This is a genomic window from Streptomyces sp. NPDC036764, from assembly GCF_055609385.1.
In genome coordinates, this window is record NZ_JBVJPT010000017.1 from 32,946 (window position 1) to 48,264 (window position 15,319).

Here is a 15,319-nt window from a genome sequence, read left to right on the forward strand (position 1 = left end):
CCTGACGTGCGAGGAGCGGGCCACCCCCTTCCCGGGGCGGCCCGCCAAGGACTCGTAGGTGCGTGCACCCGTGGTTGCCGGGCCTAGCAGTTCTTGCTGACGACGTCCTTCCACGTCTTGCCCGCGCCCGTGTACTTCTTGCCGTTGAAGTGCACGGCCTCGCGGTCGGCCTCCGTCGGGATGCCGTTCGTCCGGTAGCGCTGTTCGTAGTGCAGGTGCGCCCAGTCGCCGCTGTTGCTGCCCGTCGCGCCGATACGGCCGATCTTGGTGGTCGCGCGGACGTTGTCTCCCTTCTGGACGTACTTGTCGTGCTTGTCCTTGAGGTGGTAGTACGCCGTGTACCAGCCGCCGCCGTGGTTGACGATGATGACGTTGCCGGCGCCGCGGTCCCAGAAGGTGCGGGCGACCTTGCCCTTGTAGCCGGGGTACACCGCCTTGCCCGAGGAGCCGGTGTTGTTCTTCACCACGATGTCCAGTGCCGGGTTGTGGTTGCTGCCGTAGGTGTCGAGCCGCCAGTGCGTGTCGCAGGCGAACGGCATCTGGAACTTGGGCTTGGCCGGTGCCGCCGTGGCGCCGGACTCCACGCCGAGCGAGAGCGCCAGTGCGCCGGCGGCGAGGGCCGCGGCCGCCTTGCGGCGTCGGACCAGGACGTTTGTCTTCATGCCTGTCTCCCCGTTGTCGTGCTTCGTTGCGGTCGGGACAAGCATCGGATCGCGGTCGTGGCCGCGGTACCTCGAAAGTTCGAGGGTGCCCGCTCAGCAGGCGGGCACCCACTCGTGGGAGCGGACCGGCAGACCGCCGGGGGCGGAGAAGTCGACCTTCTCGTTGGCCTGGACACAGCCGATCGGCTCCTTGCGGTTGACCGCGCCGAAGAGCTGGACGTCGTCGTGCGGGTCGCCGTCGTAGCCGTTGTTGAAGACCGACCTGGGCTTGACGGTCCTCGCCCAGTCGCAGGTGATGATCCCGCCGAACCAGTCGTCCTCGTAGTCGTACCAGGAGCACATCTCGCCCTGCCCGTCCGGCAGCGAGTAGAAGCAGACGTCGCCCCGGTCGCAGCGGGCGTACCCCTGGGGCGCCGGGTCGCGCAGGGCGAGGAGGCCGGCGGTGGCCAGTGACAGGGCTGTGAGGGCCGCGAGCGAGCCGAGCACGGCCGGATGCGGGCCCCGCCTCGGCTTCAGCCGGGGCAGCCGCGGGGAGCGGGCCGCCCCGGCCGCCGCCTCGACCCGGCGCAGCAGGGCCTGCGCGGAGTGCGGGGCCCGCTCGGCGTGGGTGGGGGCGAGGCAGTCGGTGACGATCTGCCGCCAGACATCGGGGAGTTCGGGAGAGAGGCGGAGCTCGTCGCGGCCCTTGGCGTAGCGCTGGACCGCTTCGCGGCGCGCTGTCGGATTCGTCCCCGGGAACGGCGGATAACCGGTCAGCACCAGATGGGCGATGATGCCGAACGCCCAGATGTCGGCGGTGGGACGGGTCTGGTGCCCGCGCTCGCCGACCTCCGCCCACAGCAGTTCGGGCGGTGTGTAGTCGGAGGTCGTGAACGCCGGGGAGTAGGCGTGCGTGCCGTCCAGCTCGGCGGCGAGGTTGAAGTCGGCGAGGCGGGCCGAACCGTCCGCCATCAGCAGCACGTTGGCAGGCTTGAGGTCGCCGTGCACCCAGCCCGCGTGATGCAGATGCGCCACCCCTTCGCAGATCTGGGCCACCAGTGACGGCCCGCCCGGGACCGCGACGGCATGCCCGCCCGGTTCGCCTCCACGGCCCCGCAACCGGGCCGACAACTGCTCCAGAAGCCGGTCGAGGGAGCCCTCGGCGCGTTCCAGCACCAGGACGGTGGCGCCGTCGAGACCGGGCCGGGCGGGGTCGTCGACCGTGAGCGCCTCGTACATCCGGATCAGGCGTGGGCGTCGCAGCCTGCGGAGCAACTCCGTCTCGCGCTCGGCGAGTTCGCGCAGGTGGCGCAGTTGGCGCGGGGTCTGTGTGCCGGTCGGCAGGAACTTCAGCGCGGCCTCGGCCGGCAGTCCCTCGGCGGGCTCGGCGCACCGGGCGGCGTAGACGCTGCCGAACGCGCCGGACGCGATGGGCTCCCCGACCTCCCACGCGCCGACGCGATAGCCCCGCGGTACCTGCACGGCGTGCGACGGACCGGCACTCACCGGACGGCCCCGGCCCGCTCGGTCAGCAGCGCCAGATCGTCCTCCCGTACGAGGTCGAAGCGCAGGGCCAGGGAAACCAGCCGTTCCTTCTTTCCGTTGAGACGAGGGCCGCCGCCCGGCACCGTGTCCGGAGCCGGTTTGAGGCGCAGCTTGACCGCCAGGTAGTCGATGTTCCACGCCACCGACGCGGGGGTGACCGACGGCCAGAACGGGCGGAGCCGCTCGACGAGTTCCTCGGCCGTGGGCAGCGCGGCGTGCGGCTCGTCGCGCAGGCGGGAGGCGCACAGAGCGACCAGGACCTGGAAGTACCGCTTGCTGCGATCGAGCGGGAAGGCGGACGCGGTGGGCACTCCGTCCCTGGGGCCGGGGCGGTCCAGGTAGTCGTGCCGCGGGGCCCAGACCTCGAAGCTCAGCAGGTCGCTCCCGGCCGGCAGGACCACACGCGAGAACTCGAAGGGCACGGGGGCGTCGAGCCGGCCCGGCGGCACCTTGATGTGCTCACCGGCGCCTTCCGGGTTCTCGACCACGTACGTCTGTGCCCCGCTCAGATTGCTGAGCCGCCAGTAGGCGCCCGCGGCGGTGATCTCGCCCGCCTCACGGGAGACGCCTTCGTGCGCGATGGTCAGGTGCGGGCCGCGCGGTCGGGCCGTACGGCCGAAGCGCAGCGCGTCACCGGGGTCGAGGTGAATGTGATCGTCCGGGCATGTGCTGTCCATGGGCACGACGATGATGCTGTGCATGGCGGCTTCCTCCCCCGATTCGTCCCCCTGCGGAAACTGGGGCCAGGGTAGGAAGCGCGGGCGCGAAACGCCCAAGGGCAGGCAAAATTCGGCGTGTTGTGGAGGGTGAACGGCCTCCGGTACTCCCCCGAGCGAACCGGAGACCGGTCCTGCCACGATGGAGTCCGGCCCTCGGGAGCGGTACCTCAGACCTCTCAGGGTCACTTCTTGCCCGGCGGCGTGTACTCCTTGAGGTAGTGGGCGACGCGGGTGGCGTAGTCGCGGTACTTCGGGGGAACTCCGCCCGCGTTGTTCACTACCTTGGTCGACGTGCGGTAGGCGGCCGCCAACAGCACCTGGCGGTCGCCGGACAGTCCGGTCCGGTGCAGGAGCGGTTCCATGTAGCAGAGGTAGCGGCCCACGGCCGGGATGGACTCGGCCGGCGTGAGGGGAGGCCGCGGGGTCGCCTCCGCCGGGACGCCGTCCGAACGGATCCACCAGCGCAGCAGGCTCGGCGTCCAGCGGGCGATGCCGTACTCGCCCTCCTTGCCCGCGGACGGGTCGGAGAGATCCGGGTCGAAGTTGCTCTCGGCCTTCAGCAGGGCGGCGATCAGCGCGGGCGTGACCTCCCGCTGGACGCAGTCGTGCGCCGAGTCGACGATGAGACGCCGGTAGGACACCGGGATGCCCTTGTCCGTACGGAGTTCGGCGGCGCCGTACGTGGCGGCCGTGACCTTCGTGCTCCCGCCGCCCGGCGTCCCGTCGCCGCCGTTGTCGGCCCAGGAGCTGATGCCGTACCCGCCGGCGGACACCGCCAGCACGGCGGCCGCGGCGGCCAGCACCGACGTGCGGCGCGAGCGGCGGCGCAGGAGGGCCCGGGGCAGGCGTGGCGAGCGACCCGTGCCGGCCGCCGCCTCGACCCGGCGCAGCAGGTCCTGGGTGGCGACGCGGTCCTCGTGCGTACGGGTCAGGCAGTCGCGGACGATCTCCCGCCAGGCGTCCGGCAGTTCGGGGGACAGGCGCAGTTCGTCGGTGCCGCGCGCATAGGCGGCGGCCGCGTCGCGGCGGGCCGTCGGCGTGGCGCCGGGCAGCGGGAAGGAGTCGGTGAGGACCAGATGGGCCAGGACGCCGAACGCCCAGACGTCCGCCGACGGCCGGATCCGGCGCCCCCGCTCGCCGATCTCCGACCACAGCAGCTCCGGCGGCGTGTAGTCGGGCGTGGAGAACGCGGGCGTGTACGCGTGCGTGCCCTCCAGCTCCGCCGCCATGTTGAAGTCCGCCAGCTTGGCCGAACCGTCCGCCATCAGCAGCACATTGGCCGGCTTGAGGTCGCCGTGCACCCAGCCCGCGTGGTGGAGCTGGGCGAGACCCTCGCAGATCTGCGCGAGCAGGGCCGGCCCGGCCGCGGGGCGCGGGTCCGCCGCCAGCAGGGTGGACAGGGAGCCCTCCGCCTTCTCCAGTACGAGGACGGTGGCGCCGTCGAGCGGGGGGTGGGCCGGGTCGTCGACGGTGAGGGTGTCGTACATCCGGATCAGCCGCGGCTGCTTCAGCCGGCGGTGCAACTCGACCTCGCGCTCGACTAGTTCGCGCAGGTGGGTGAGCTGGCGGGGCGTTCCGGTGCCGGTGGGCAGGAACTTCAGGGCCGCGGTCCTCGGCAGGTCCTCGTTTGCCCCGGCGCGTCTGGCCTCGTACACGCTCCCGAACGCCCCCGTGGCGATCGGCTCCCGTACCTCCCACTCGCCCACCCGGTACCCCCTGGGCACGGGCACGGCGTAGGGCTCGGTCACCGGACCACCCGGCCGGACGCGGCCTGTCTCAGCACGACGAGATCGTCCTCCCGTACGAGATCGAACCGGAGCGCGAGCGACACCAGTGACTCCTTCTTGCCGTTGAGGCGCGGACCGGTGTCCGCCGTCTCCGGGCCGGGCTTGAGACGCAGTTTCACGGCGAGGTAGTCGATGTTCCACTGCACCGAGGTGCGCGAGGCGGCCGGCCAGGTGGGGCGGAGCCGGTCGACGACCTGGTCGACGGTGGGCAGCGCGGCGTGCGGTTCGCCGCGCAGGCGGGGTTCGCACAGGGCGGCGAGGACCGCGAAGTACCGCTTCGTACGGTCCACCGAGAAGGCCGGGGCGGTGGTCGCCCCGTCCGGGCTGCCCTCGGAACTGAGGTAGTCGTGGCGCGGTGCCCACACCTCGATCGCCAGCAGATCGCCGGCCGCGGGCAGCACGATCCGCGAGAACTCGAACGGGATCGGTGCGTCGAGGCGCCCCGGCCCGACCTTGATGTGCTCGCCCGCGCCTTCCGGGTTCTCGACGACGTACGTCTGCTCCCGGCTGAGGTTGCTGAGTATCCAGAAGGCGCCCTGCGCGGTGATCTCACCGGCTCTGCGGGACACCCCGTCGTGCACGATCGCGAGATCGTTGTCGGAAACGGATCGCCCGAAGCCGAGCCGCTCGCCGGGCGCCAGCCTGTGCTGGCTGCGTTGGTTCTCGTCCTCCGTGGTCGGCGGAGGTACCACGATGATGCTGTACAAGGTGCGTCTCCCCGTGCCTGACGGCTACCCACGTCAGAGTAGGACGACGCAGCCGGGCCGTGCCCCACTCGAACAGGTGAGACACGGCCCTCGGCTGTTATTGGCGTGAAACTGTGCCCCGGCTACTGCGGATTCCGTGAAGGTCCGGTGTGCGTCAGTAGCGCGGGCGGTTGAACCAGGCGGACGCGGCGCCGTTCACCATCGAGGCGAGGATGATGCCGGCGATGGTGAGGGAGATCAGACCGCCGAAGGTGGCGGAGCCGTTGGCGCCGTTCACGATGTTGACGATGCCGCCGAGGATCATCAGCGACGCGTACACGATCGTCGTGATGCGGATGCCGCTGCCGCCGTTCTTGAACTTCACGCCCAGGAAGATGGACAGCGCGCCCAGGGCCAGCAGCAGGGCCGCGACCAGGAAACCGAGGCCGGCCAGCGTGTCGGTGTCGTCGCCCGCGCCGACGCCGTTGGAGACGTCCTGGGCGGCGCCGACCGCGATGCCGGTGATGAGGCCGAACAGGATCTGGAAGCCGGCCAGGATGAACAGCAGGACGCGGGACGTCTTCATCAGGCCCGGCATCTGCACGGGCATCATGTTGCCGCCCGGGTAGCCGGGGTACGCCGGCTGGCCCTGCGGGTAGCCGTAGGCGGGCGGCTGCTGCGGAACGCCCTGCGGGTAGCCGTAACCGGGCTGGCCCTGCGGAGGCTGCTGCGGGTAACCGGGCTGGCCCTGGGGAGGCGGGCCGTAGGGGTTGTTCGGGTCGCCGAAACTCATGGCGGTCTTTCCTCCGTTGTCCGAGTGCGGGGACGCGCGGCACGGTGCGGAGGAGAGTTGACTCGATGCGGTTCGTCCCCCCGGTACAGCCCGCGGCACTGCAGTCACATCGTTCTTTAGTCGGCTCTTACTTGTCCAGCCGCATTCCCTATGTGTTGTGCAAGTGCAACATCGCTGATCATGGGTGGATACGGGCGTAGATGGGGTGACGCGGGCCACGTGGGACCCGGATTGGAACCCGGAGGGCGTCATCCAGGAAGATGGGAGTCATGACCGCCCAGATTCTCGATGGCAAGGCCACCGCAGCCGCGATCAAGTCGGACCTGACCGCCCGCGTGGCGGCGCTGAAGGAGAAGGGCGTCACGCCCGGACTCGGCACGATCCTCGTCGGGGACGACCCCGGCAGCCAGAAGTACGTCGCCGGCAAGCACCGCGACTGCGCCCAGGTGGGTATCGCCTCCATCCAGCGCGAACTGCCCGCCACGGCGACCCAGGAGGAGATCGAGGCCGTCGTCCGCGAGCTGAACGAGGACCCGGCCTGCACCGGCTACATCGTCCAGCTCCCGCTGCCCAAGGGCATCGACGAGAACCGCATCCTGGAGCTGATGGACCCGGACAAGGACGCCGACGGCCTGCACCCGATGAACCTCGGCCGTCTGGTCCTCAACGAGCCGGCCCCGCTGCCCTGCACCCCCAACGGCGTCCTCACCCTCCTGCGCCGGTACGGCGTGGAGATCAAGGGCGCCGAGGTCGTGGTCGTCGGCCGCGGCGTGACCATCGGCCGGCCGATGCCGCTGCTGCTGACCCGCCGCAGCGAGAACGCGACCGTCACCCAGTGCCACACCGGCACCCGTGACCTGGCCTCGCACCTGCGCCGCGCCGACATCATCGTCGCCGCCGCGGGCTCGGCCCACCTGGTCCGCCCCGAGGACGTCAAGCCCGGCGCCGCCGTCCTCGACGTCGGTGTCTCGCGCAACGCCGAGGGCAAGATCGTCGGCGACGTCCACCCCGGTGTCGCCGAGGTGGCCGGCTTCATCTCCCCGAACCCCGGTGGCGTGGGCCCGATGACCCGGGCGCAGCTTCTGGTCAACGTGGTCGAGGCGGCGGAGCGCAGTGTCGGCTGAGCGGGGCGACGGAAAGGCGGAGGAGGTCCAGGACATCGAGGAGACCGAGGACATCGAGGAAATCGAGGTCCGGGATCCGGTGAGCGCGCCCGACGCGGAGGGCAGGCCCCGGCGGACCACCCGTCGCTTCCCGCTGTTCACCCGTGACACGGCACGCCCCGAAGGCGGAGGCCGCGCGGCGTCCGGTGATCTGCCGGCGCCCGCCCGGCAGTGGCCCGTCCTCGTCGTCCTCGGACTGGCCGGTGCCGGACTGCTGGTCACCGCGCTCGACGTGTTCCGCGCCGGCACGCTGCTGATCGGCGGCGCCCTGCTCGTCGGTGCGGTTATGCGGTGGCTGTTGCCGAGCGTCGGCATGCTCGCCGTACGGTCCCGCTTCACGGACATCGTGACGTACGGCGTGCTGGGCCTCACGATCGTGCTGCTGGCGTTGATGGCGCAGCCCGATCCGCTGCTGACGCTGCCGTTCCTGAAGGACGCGCTGCACTTCACGGTGGAGAACTAGAACAGCCGCGGAGAACCGGGGCAGGCTCTGCCCCTTGCGCGTGACGGCGGTCCGTCCTCTCCCCCGAGGAAGGACGGACCGCCGTCTGCGTCAACCCTCGGGCACGGCGAAGCCGCTGTTCAACGCCTGTCAGCGCGCTGTGGCACGGAAGTGACCGTTCCGCTACGTCGGGAACGTCGGGGAACCAATGCGCCGTGTCGTGTCGTCACCCGATCGGGTCCGGTTCGGAGGTGAACGATGGGTGCGTGGCAGCCGCTGCCCGACGATCTGCCGTCGGAGGTGCGGCATTTCGTGGAGCAGTTGCGGCAGCTCAAGGACCGTACGGGCCTGAGCCTGGTCGCGCTGGGCGCGCGCACCGCGTACAGCAAGTCCTCCTGGCAGCGCTACCTCAACGCCACCCAGCCCCCGCCCCGGCAGGCGGTTGTCTCTCTGTGCCGGGTCGCGGGTATCGGCAAGGACGAGGCGGAACGCTTCGGGGTGCGGTGGGAACTGGCCGTGCACGCGTGGCCGAAGCAGGTCACGGTGCCGGGGAAGCCGGACGACGCGGCACACGGCGGCGCGGGGGAGGCGGGGGAGCATCGCCGACAGCCCGACGGGCGCGAGGAGTACGAGCAGCACGAGGAGTACGAGGACGATCCCACCCTGCCGTGGTGGGACGCGCCGCCCAAGGCGTCGGGGCCGCCGTCGCGCAAGCTGCTGATGGTGGCCGTCGTGCTCGTCCTGGCGCTGGTGCTGACGGCGGTGATCGGGGCCGTTGCGCTGGGGTGAGCCCGCTGGGGCCGCCGCGTCTGACTTGCCCGAATATGGCGTAAGTGGCGTGAGTGCTCGTTTATGTGCTTTCTGTGTGTCGATGTGTTGACAAGTTCGCGGATTTGCAAGGAATTCGTTCAGTAGCCGGGCTAGCGTGGTCGATCGGGGCGTCCGGGGCGTCCCGCTGGTCTGTAAGGGCTTACTGCCAGGGTTGTGTCTGCCGGCGAGGGAGGCCGGTGGAACACTGGACGCGATCCGACGGGCGTGCAACGGTGCATGCCCACGGTCCCAATGCTCCCGTGCGCCCCCACCCCGGGAACTGAGATCCTTACTGGGCGCATCCCTTTGGGTAGCCACATCGGGGACTCGGCAGAGGGCACCACGCGCGGGGGAACGCGAGAAACACCAGCACGAACCGGGGGGAAGAGGGGGGAAGCAATGCCTCGTTGGAGGGCCTTGCCGGATGAACTCGATCCGCAGGTCAGGGAGTTCGCGAGCCAGTTGCGTCGGCTCGTGGACCGCAGTGGTCTGAGCATCGCGGCGCTGGCCGACCGCACGGGATACAGCAAGACGTCGTGGGAGCGGTATCTGAACGGGCGGCTGCTCGCACCCAAGGGTGCGATCGTGGCGCTCGCCGAGGTCACCGGCACGAATCCGGTGCATCTGACGACCATGTGGGAGCTCGCCGAGCGTGCGTGGAGCCGTTCGGAGATGCGCCACGACATGACCATGGAAGCGATCCGGATCTCCCAGGCCCGCGCGGCACTGAGCGAGTTCGGGGCGCCCCCGGCGAACGCCAAGGGCAGCGCGAAGGCGGCCAAGGGCGCGCACCGCGGCGGCAGCGCCACGGCCGCGCCCGTGCCCGGAGTGGCGGGTCCGGCCGGTGTCGCGCCGACCATGCCGCCCTCCGTGCCGGCGCAGCCCACCGCGCCGGAGACGCGCGACTCCGCGGTCCGCGATGCTCCGGTACGAGGTGCCGGCGGGGGTGACGTCCGGGACTCCGGGGGCAACTCGTGGGGCCTGGCGGGGTATCGGGGGCCGGCGCCGACGGGCAGCGGCAGCCGTGCGACGGGGGCGTCCGCCGCGTCCGGCACGTCCGGGGCGTCCGGTGTGTCCGGACCCTCCGCGGCGGAGTCGGGGGCCGCGTGGACGCCGGGCACGCCGAGTCCGTACGGCGAGCCGCCGCAGGGGCCTCGTGCGGGGGCCGGGTCCTCCGGCGGGGGCGGCGGGAAACGACGGCTGACGATGTTCCTCGCGGGGGTCGTCGGGGTGCTCGTCGTGATCGCGGCGGTGTTCTACCTCACCGACGGCGGCAACGGGAAGAAGGGCGAGGACGCCGCCAAGTCGCCCTCGCCGACCGCCTCGGCCGACACCGACCTGCCGGCCGGCGTGAAGTGCAGCGGCGCCTCCTGCACCGGCAAGGACGCGGAGGCCATGGGGTGCAGCGGTGACCTCGTGACGACCGCCAAGACCGCGACCGTCGGCACGGCCGTGGTCGAGGTGCGCTACAGCAAGACGTGCGGCGCGGCGTGGGGACGCATCACGCAGGCCGCGCAGGGCGACGAGGTGGCCGTGACGGCCGGCAAGGCGAAGGAGACCGGGTCGATCACGGCCGTCGGCGACACGATCGCGTACACGCCGATGGTGGCCGTGAAGGACGCGGGCGAGGCGGTCGCCTGCGCGACGCTGGCCGCGGGCACGGAGGGCTGCACGCAGTAGCGCGCCGCCGCCGAGGCGGAGGCCGATGATGAGGTGACCGAGGGGGCACGCCCCCTCGGTCACCGTTTTCGTTCCGGGACGTCCACGGGGCGCCGGCGCGCTCACCGTCCCATCACCGCAGCCCTCACGAGCCGGCGAAAAGAATTCCGGTGGGGCAGGAATGGGGCCGCGCAAAGTGGGCACGCGCACGGTACCCCCACGGGAGTCCGGCATCGGTACCCCCACCAGGCGGCCGCCCGGGTTTCCTCTCCCGAACCGGGCGGCCGCCTCCTTTTGCGGCACCCGCGGTCGCTCTGTGGGGTGGGCCACACGGACCCGGCCGTGCGGGATCCCGGAGGCGCGATAGCCTGACCGGTGGATCTCTCGACGCCAAGAGATCGATCATCTCTACGTCCCGCACCCCGGGGGCAGAGACGCCCCACAGCCCGCTGTCATACGGAGAACGCCATGACCCGCACTCCCGTGAACGTCACCGTCACCGGCGCGGCCGGCCAGATCGGTTACGCCCTGCTCTTCCGCATCGCCTCCGGCCAGTTGCTCGGCGCGGACGTGCCGGTCAGGCTGCGACTTCTGGAGATCACGCCGGCGCTCAAGGCGGCCGAGGGCACGGCCATGGAGCTCGACGACTGCGCGTTCCCGCTCCTTCAGGGCATCGACATCAGCGACGACCCGAACGTCGCCTTCGACGGTGCCAACGTCGCCCTCCTCGTCGGCGCCCGCCCCCGCACCAAGGGCATGGAGCGCGGTGACCTGCTGGAGGCCAACGGCGGCATCTTCAAGCCCCAGGGCAAGGCCATCAACGACCACGCCGCGGACGACATCAAGGTCCTCGTCGTCGGCAACCCGGCCAACACCAACGCGCTCATCGCGCAGGCCGCCGCGCCGGACGTACCGGCCGAGCGCTTCACCGCGATGACCCGCCTCGACCACAACCGCGCGCTGACCCAGCTCGCGAAGAAGACGGGTTCGACGGTCGCCGACATCAAGCGCCTGACGATCTGGGGCAACCACTCCGCCACCCAGTACCCGGACATCTTCCACGCCAGCATCGCCGGCAAGAACGCCGCCGAGGTCGTCAGCGACGAGAAGTGGCTCGCCGAGGACTTCATCCCGACCGTCGCCAAGCGTGGCGCGGCGATCATCGAGGCCCGCGGCGCCTCCTCCGCGGCCTCCGCCGCCAACGCCGCCATCGACCACGTTCACACCTGGGTCAACGGCACCGCCGACGGCGACTGGGTGTCGATGGGTATCCCGTCCGACGGTTCCTACGGCGTGCCGGAGGGGCTCATCTCCTCCTTCCCCGTCACCACCAAGGACGGCACGTACGAGATCGTCCAGGGCCTGGAGATCAACGAGTTCTCCCGCACCCGTATCGACGCCTCCGTCGCGGAGCTCGCGGAGGAGCGCGAGGCGGTCCGCGCCCTCGGCCTCATCTGAGCCACCTGCGTCAGCCGCGGGCCCCGTTCCGGTTCCTTCCGGTACGGGGCCCGCGGCCGTTCGTTCACCGGTCGGGGTTCTCGTACTCCTCGGGCGGCACGCCGACGTCCGTGAAGATGTCCCGCGCCTCCTGCCCCAGGCCGAGGAGCAGCAGGGTGCGGGCCTCGCCGAGGCGGTGGCCGGTGCGGCGGTGCACGGCCAGGGCCTCCTGGCCCAGGGCGGCGGCCTCGGCATGCGACCCCTGTGCCGCCGCGGTCGCCGACATGGCGGTCAGGGCCTGGCCCTCCACCACACCGAACGCGTGGCCGCGGGCCAGGCCCAGTGCCTGCTCGGCACGGGCGGCGGCCTCGTCGTGCCGGCCGCGTCGGCCGTGGGTGAGGGACAGGCCCAGCAGGCTGTCGGCCTCGTGGCGCCGGTGCCTGGCTTCCCGGGCCAGGGCGAGCGCCCGGCTGTCGTACTCCAGCGAGCGGTCGAGGTGTCCGAGCCGGCGGTGGGCGGTGGCGATCGTGTTGAGGACGCCGGCCTGGATCCAGGGGCGTCCCGGTGGTTGGACCATGGCGAAGGCACGCTCGGCCTGGATCAGTCCCTCGTCGGGCCGGCCCAGTTCGATGGAGACCTTCGCGACGGCGTCGAGCATCATGGCGCGGCCGTTGCGATAGCCGCCCCTGCCGTGCGCGGTCACCAGGGGGCCGATGACGTCGAGGCAGTGGGCCAGCCGGCCGAGTTCCCAGTAGACCCACCCGAGGAACTGCAGCGCCAGGCTGTCGTCCCACCAGCTCAGCTCCCGGTTGCGGCGAAGGGCCCGTTCGAGATGATCGGCGGCCTCGCTCAGCCGTCCCATGTCCCGGCAGGTCATACCGAGCCCCAGCAGTGCGAACGCCTCGACGTTCCGGTTCCCGGACGGGCCGTTGAGCCGCAGGCCGGCGGTGAGGTCCGTGTGCGCCCGGTCGAGGTTCGCCAGGCTCCAGTGCACGAAGCCCCTGCCGCCCAGCCCCGCCGCCTCGCCTCCGGACCAACCGAGTCGGCGGCCGATGCCCATCACCTGCGCGTGATGTTCCAACGCCTCCCTGGCCTGGCCCCAGTCCCACCGGATCACGCCGAGGGACAGATGCATGGCCGCCTCTCCACGCGGGTCGCCTTCGACGGTGACCGCGTCGAGCGCCGCCTGCGCGGCCGCCTGCCATGTCGCGCGCGGCAGATGGACCCAGAAGTGGCCGAACAGCGCGGCGGCCAGATGCCAGGAGACCGGGCGGGGACCATGCCGTCCGGCGTGGTGGATGAGAGCGAGCAGATTCGCCCGCTCCGCCACCAGCCAGCCGGGGGCGTCGGCGGCCGAGGGTATGCCGTGGCGGCTGCCCCGGTCGAGTTCGGCGGGCAGCTCGGTGAACGGCCAGGTCTCGGCGGCGGCCCGGGTCGCATGCAGGTACCAGAGCAGGACTCGTTCCAGCGCGGCCTCGCGGCTCGCGGGCGTCTCCTCCACCTGCGCCATCTCCCGTGCGTACTCGCGCAGGAGATCGTGGAACCGGTACCGGCCCGCTGACGCGGCCTCGATCAGATGCGCGGCGGCCAGCCCTCCGAGCAGGCGTCGGGCCTGCGACAGCGGTACCTCCAGGAGAGCCGCCGCCACCTCCACGGTGAAGTCCGCCCCGGGAAACAGTCCGAGCAGCCGGAACAGCCGCTGAGCCCTCGGCGACAGGACTCGGTACGACGCCGAAAACGCCGTGCGCAAAGGGGAGTTGCCCTCCTCCTCCTCCGGTGTCAGCGCCTGCAGCCGGTCGCCCTCGGTCAGCTCCGCGACCAGGTCCGCCAGGCGCAGGCCCGGATCGCCCGCCAGTCTCGCGGCGGCGACGCGCAGGGCCAGCGGCAGGCTGCCGCACAGCCGGATCAACTCGTCGACCACCGCCGGCGATTCCGCGGTGAGACGGTCCGGGCCGACTGCCTCGCTCAGCAGTGCGCGGGCCTCGTCCGGCAGCAGCAGGTCCAGCGCCAGGGCGTGTGCGCCGTCGCGGGCGACGAGGTCGCCGAGCCGGTTGCGGCTGGTGACGACGACACAGCAGGACGGGCTGCCCGGCAGGAGCGGACGTACCTGCTCCGCCGAGGCCGCGTTGTCCAGCAGGACGAGCAGGCGCCGGCCGGCCAGCAGGCTGCGGTAGGCGCGTGCCTGAGCCTCGTCGGTCAGGGGGATCTCCGACGCCTCCAGGCCGAGGCTCCGCAGCATCGCCTCCAGGGCCTCGCCGGATGCGAGGGGCGGGCGGTCGTGGTCGAAGCCGTGCAGGTTGAGGTAGAGCTGGCCGTCCGGGAAGCGGGCCCGTACCTGGTGGGCCCAGCGCACCGCCAGCGCGGTCTTGCCGATGCCGGCGGCGCCGCCGATCGCGGAGATGACCACCGTGCTGCCCGGCGCCGGACCTTGCCCCTCCCCTTGTACCGGGTCGCACTGGGGCGGCAGCAGTGCGTGCAGTCGGGCGAGTTCGTCGGCCCGGCCCGCGAAACCGGCGGCGTCGTGCGGCAGTTCGGCGGGCGCCGCGGAACGTTTCGGCAAAGGTGCGGCCACCGTGGGGTCGTTGGTGACGATGAGCCGGTGGAGCGCTTGCAGCTCCGGCGCCGGATCGACGCCCAGGTCCTCGGCGAGCCGCTTGCGCATGCCGTCGTAGTGCAGGAGGGCCTCGGCCTGTAAACCGGACCGGTACAGCGCGGTCAGCAACTGCCCGGCCATCCGTTCGTCCAGCGGATGGGCGGCGGCCAGCTCGCGCAGTCGGGGGAGGATCTCCGCATGGCGCCCCCGGCGCAACTGCACCTCGTGGCAGTGCAGCAGGGCGACGACGCGTTCGCTCGCCAGCGTGTCACGGGCCGCCCGCGCCCATGCTCCGGTCAGCCCGGTCAGCGGTTCGCCGCGCCATATCTCCAGCGCGCTCTCCAGGAGTCCGGCGACCCGGTCGTCGTCGGCCGTGCGCCCGGCCTCCTGGGTGCGGGCCCGCTCGACGAGCTCGCGGAACCGGTACAGGTCCACCCGCTCGGGCGGCGTCCGCAGCGTGTAGCCACCGGAGGTCCGCTCCAGACGTACGCCGCTCGTCCCCGGGTCCGTCGCCCGGCGCAGCGCGGTCTTGAGGCGGCCGACATAGCCGTAGAGCACGTTGCGCACCGAGGCCGGCGGCTCCTCGCCCCACACGCGGTCGATGAGCGTCTCGATCGGTACGACGCGATTGGCCTCCATCAGGAGCACCGCCAGCACACATCGCTGACGGGGCCGGCCGAGGTCGACCTCCATGCCGTCCGCCCACGCCTGCACCGGTCCCAGCAACCGGATCTCCACCGGCCCGTCCCTCCGTCACCGCCCTGCTGTCCGACCGGCCATGGTCCAGCGCGCGCGACCTGCGCGTACAGGTTTCCTCAACATTCCCTCCTCTCCACCCCGGAATGCTGACGGCACCGAACGCACTGAGCCCAGCCGTGAACCGGAGCCCAGCCGTGAAGGCCTCGAACCCTTCCCGTCCCATGCCCCCCGACCGACTCACCGTCCCCTCACCTCGCCACCACCACGCCATCACCGCTGTCACACCCCAAACCCGAGTTTTCGCCAACTCTCCATCCGTTGACCGAATCCCGGCGTCGAGGCGGC

At 71.7% G+C, this 15,319-nt stretch carries 12 protein-coding genes; 5 read left to right on the top strand and 7 right to left on the bottom strand.

The genetic code is table 11. The features are described 5' to 3' along the window. Positions 1-83: 83 nt before the first annotated feature. The 6 genes from ACZ69Q_RS39645 to ACZ69Q_RS39670 form a co-directional block, all read right to left on the bottom strand. Positions 84-662, bottom strand: a complete 579-nt coding sequence (locus tag ACZ69Q_RS39645) for a M23 family metallopeptidase (RefSeq protein WP_471052153.1) — start codon at positions 660-662, stop codon at positions 84-86. Positions 663-755: 93 nt separating this feature from the next. Further along, the gene (locus ACZ69Q_RS39650; protein ID WP_471052156.1) at positions 756-2,147 is read right to left on the bottom strand and encodes a protein kinase domain-containing protein; all 1,392 of its coding nucleotides are present in this window, start codon (positions 2,145-2,147) and stop codon (positions 756-758) included. Continuing rightward, on the bottom strand, positions 2,144-2,887 hold the full coding sequence (locus ACZ69Q_RS39655) for an FHA domain-containing protein (RefSeq protein ID WP_471052159.1): 744 nt from the start codon (positions 2,885-2,887) through the stop codon (positions 2,144-2,146). Before ACZ69Q_RS39655 ends, ACZ69Q_RS39650 begins: the two co-directional genes overlap by 4 nt. Positions 2,888-3,087: 200 nt before the next feature. Beyond that, positions 3,088-4,653: a protein kinase domain-containing protein gene (locus ACZ69Q_RS39660; RefSeq protein WP_471052162.1), complete on the bottom strand. Its 1,566-nt coding sequence runs from the start codon at positions 4,651-4,653 to the stop codon at positions 3,088-3,090. Further along, positions 4,650-5,399, bottom strand: a complete 750-nt coding sequence (locus ACZ69Q_RS39665; RefSeq protein ID WP_471052165.1) for an FHA domain-containing protein — start codon at positions 5,397-5,399, stop codon at positions 4,650-4,652. The genes ACZ69Q_RS39660 and ACZ69Q_RS39665 overlap by 4 nt, the downstream gene beginning before the upstream one ends. A 154-nt stretch (positions 5,400-5,553) precedes the next feature. Further along, positions 5,554-6,171 (bottom strand): hypothetical protein, encoded by a 618-nt coding sequence (locus ACZ69Q_RS39670; protein WP_471052167.1) that lies wholly within the window; start codon positions 6,169-6,171, stop codon positions 5,554-5,556. Positions 6,172-6,440: 269 nt separating this feature from the next. Here ACZ69Q_RS39670 and ACZ69Q_RS39675 point away from each other — a divergent pair, with 269 nt between their 5' ends. The 5 genes from ACZ69Q_RS39675 (at position 6,441) to ACZ69Q_RS39695 (ending at position 11,703) form a co-directional block, all read left to right on the top strand. Next, the gene (locus ACZ69Q_RS39675; protein ID WP_471052170.1) at positions 6,441-7,295 is read left to right on the top strand and encodes a bifunctional methylenetetrahydrofolate dehydrogenase/methenyltetrahydrofolate cyclohydrolase; all 855 of its coding nucleotides are present in this window, start codon (positions 6,441-6,443) and stop codon (positions 7,293-7,295) included. A 34-nt stretch (positions 7,296-7,329) separates the two neighbouring features. Beyond that, positions 7,330-7,797: a DUF3017 domain-containing protein gene (locus ACZ69Q_RS39680; protein WP_471052449.1), complete on the top strand. Its 468-nt coding sequence runs from the start codon at positions 7,330-7,332 to the stop codon at positions 7,795-7,797. Between the two features lie 237 nt (positions 7,798-8,034). Next, the gene (locus ACZ69Q_RS39685) at positions 8,035-8,565 is read left to right on the top strand and encodes a helix-turn-helix domain-containing protein (protein WP_471052173.1); all 531 of its coding nucleotides are present in this window, start codon (positions 8,035-8,037) and stop codon (positions 8,563-8,565) included. A gap of 420 nt (positions 8,566-8,985) precedes the next feature. Continuing rightward, positions 8,986-10,266, top strand: a complete 1,281-nt coding sequence (locus ACZ69Q_RS39690) for a helix-turn-helix domain-containing protein (protein WP_471052176.1) — start codon at positions 8,986-8,988, stop codon at positions 10,264-10,266. Between the two features lie 447 nt (positions 10,267-10,713). Next, the gene (locus ACZ69Q_RS39695; protein ID WP_471052179.1) at positions 10,714-11,703 is read left to right on the top strand and encodes a malate dehydrogenase; all 990 of its coding nucleotides are present in this window, start codon (positions 10,714-10,716) and stop codon (positions 11,701-11,703) included. 64 nt (positions 11,704-11,767) lie between these two features. Here ACZ69Q_RS39695 and ACZ69Q_RS39700 read toward each other — a convergent pair whose 3' ends face one another. Next, entirely contained in the window at positions 11,768-15,013 is a 3,246-nt protein-coding gene (locus tag ACZ69Q_RS39700) for an AfsR/SARP family transcriptional regulator (protein WP_471052182.1), read from the bottom strand. Positions 15,014-15,319 lie beyond the last annotated feature (306 nt).

Bases quoted from the DNA above. Each gene is read 5' to 3' on its own strand.
- ACZ69Q_RS39645 (WP_471052153.1), bottom strand. From the start codon at position 662: ATGAAGACAAACGTCCTGGTCCGACGCCGCAAGGCGGCCGCGGCCCTC.
- ACZ69Q_RS39655 (WP_471052159.1), bottom strand. From the start codon at position 2,887: ATGCACAGCATCATCGTCGTGCCCATGGACAGCACATGCCCGGACGAT.
- ACZ69Q_RS39670 (WP_471052167.1), bottom strand. From the start codon at position 6,171: ATGAGTTTCGGCGACCCGAACAACCCCTACGGCCCGCCTCCCCAGGGC.
- ACZ69Q_RS39675 (WP_471052170.1), top strand. From the start codon at position 6,441: ATGACCGCCCAGATTCTCGATGGCAAGGCCACCGCAGCCGCGATCAAG.
- ACZ69Q_RS39685 (WP_471052173.1), top strand. From the start codon at position 8,035: ATGGGTGCGTGGCAGCCGCTGCCCGACGATCTGCCGTCGGAGGTGCGG.
- ACZ69Q_RS39690 (WP_471052176.1), top strand. From the start codon at position 8,986: ATGCCTCGTTGGAGGGCCTTGCCGGATGAACTCGATCCGCAGGTCAGG.
- ACZ69Q_RS39695 (WP_471052179.1), top strand. From the start codon at position 10,714: ATGACCCGCACTCCCGTGAACGTCACCGTCACCGGCGCGGCCGGCCAG.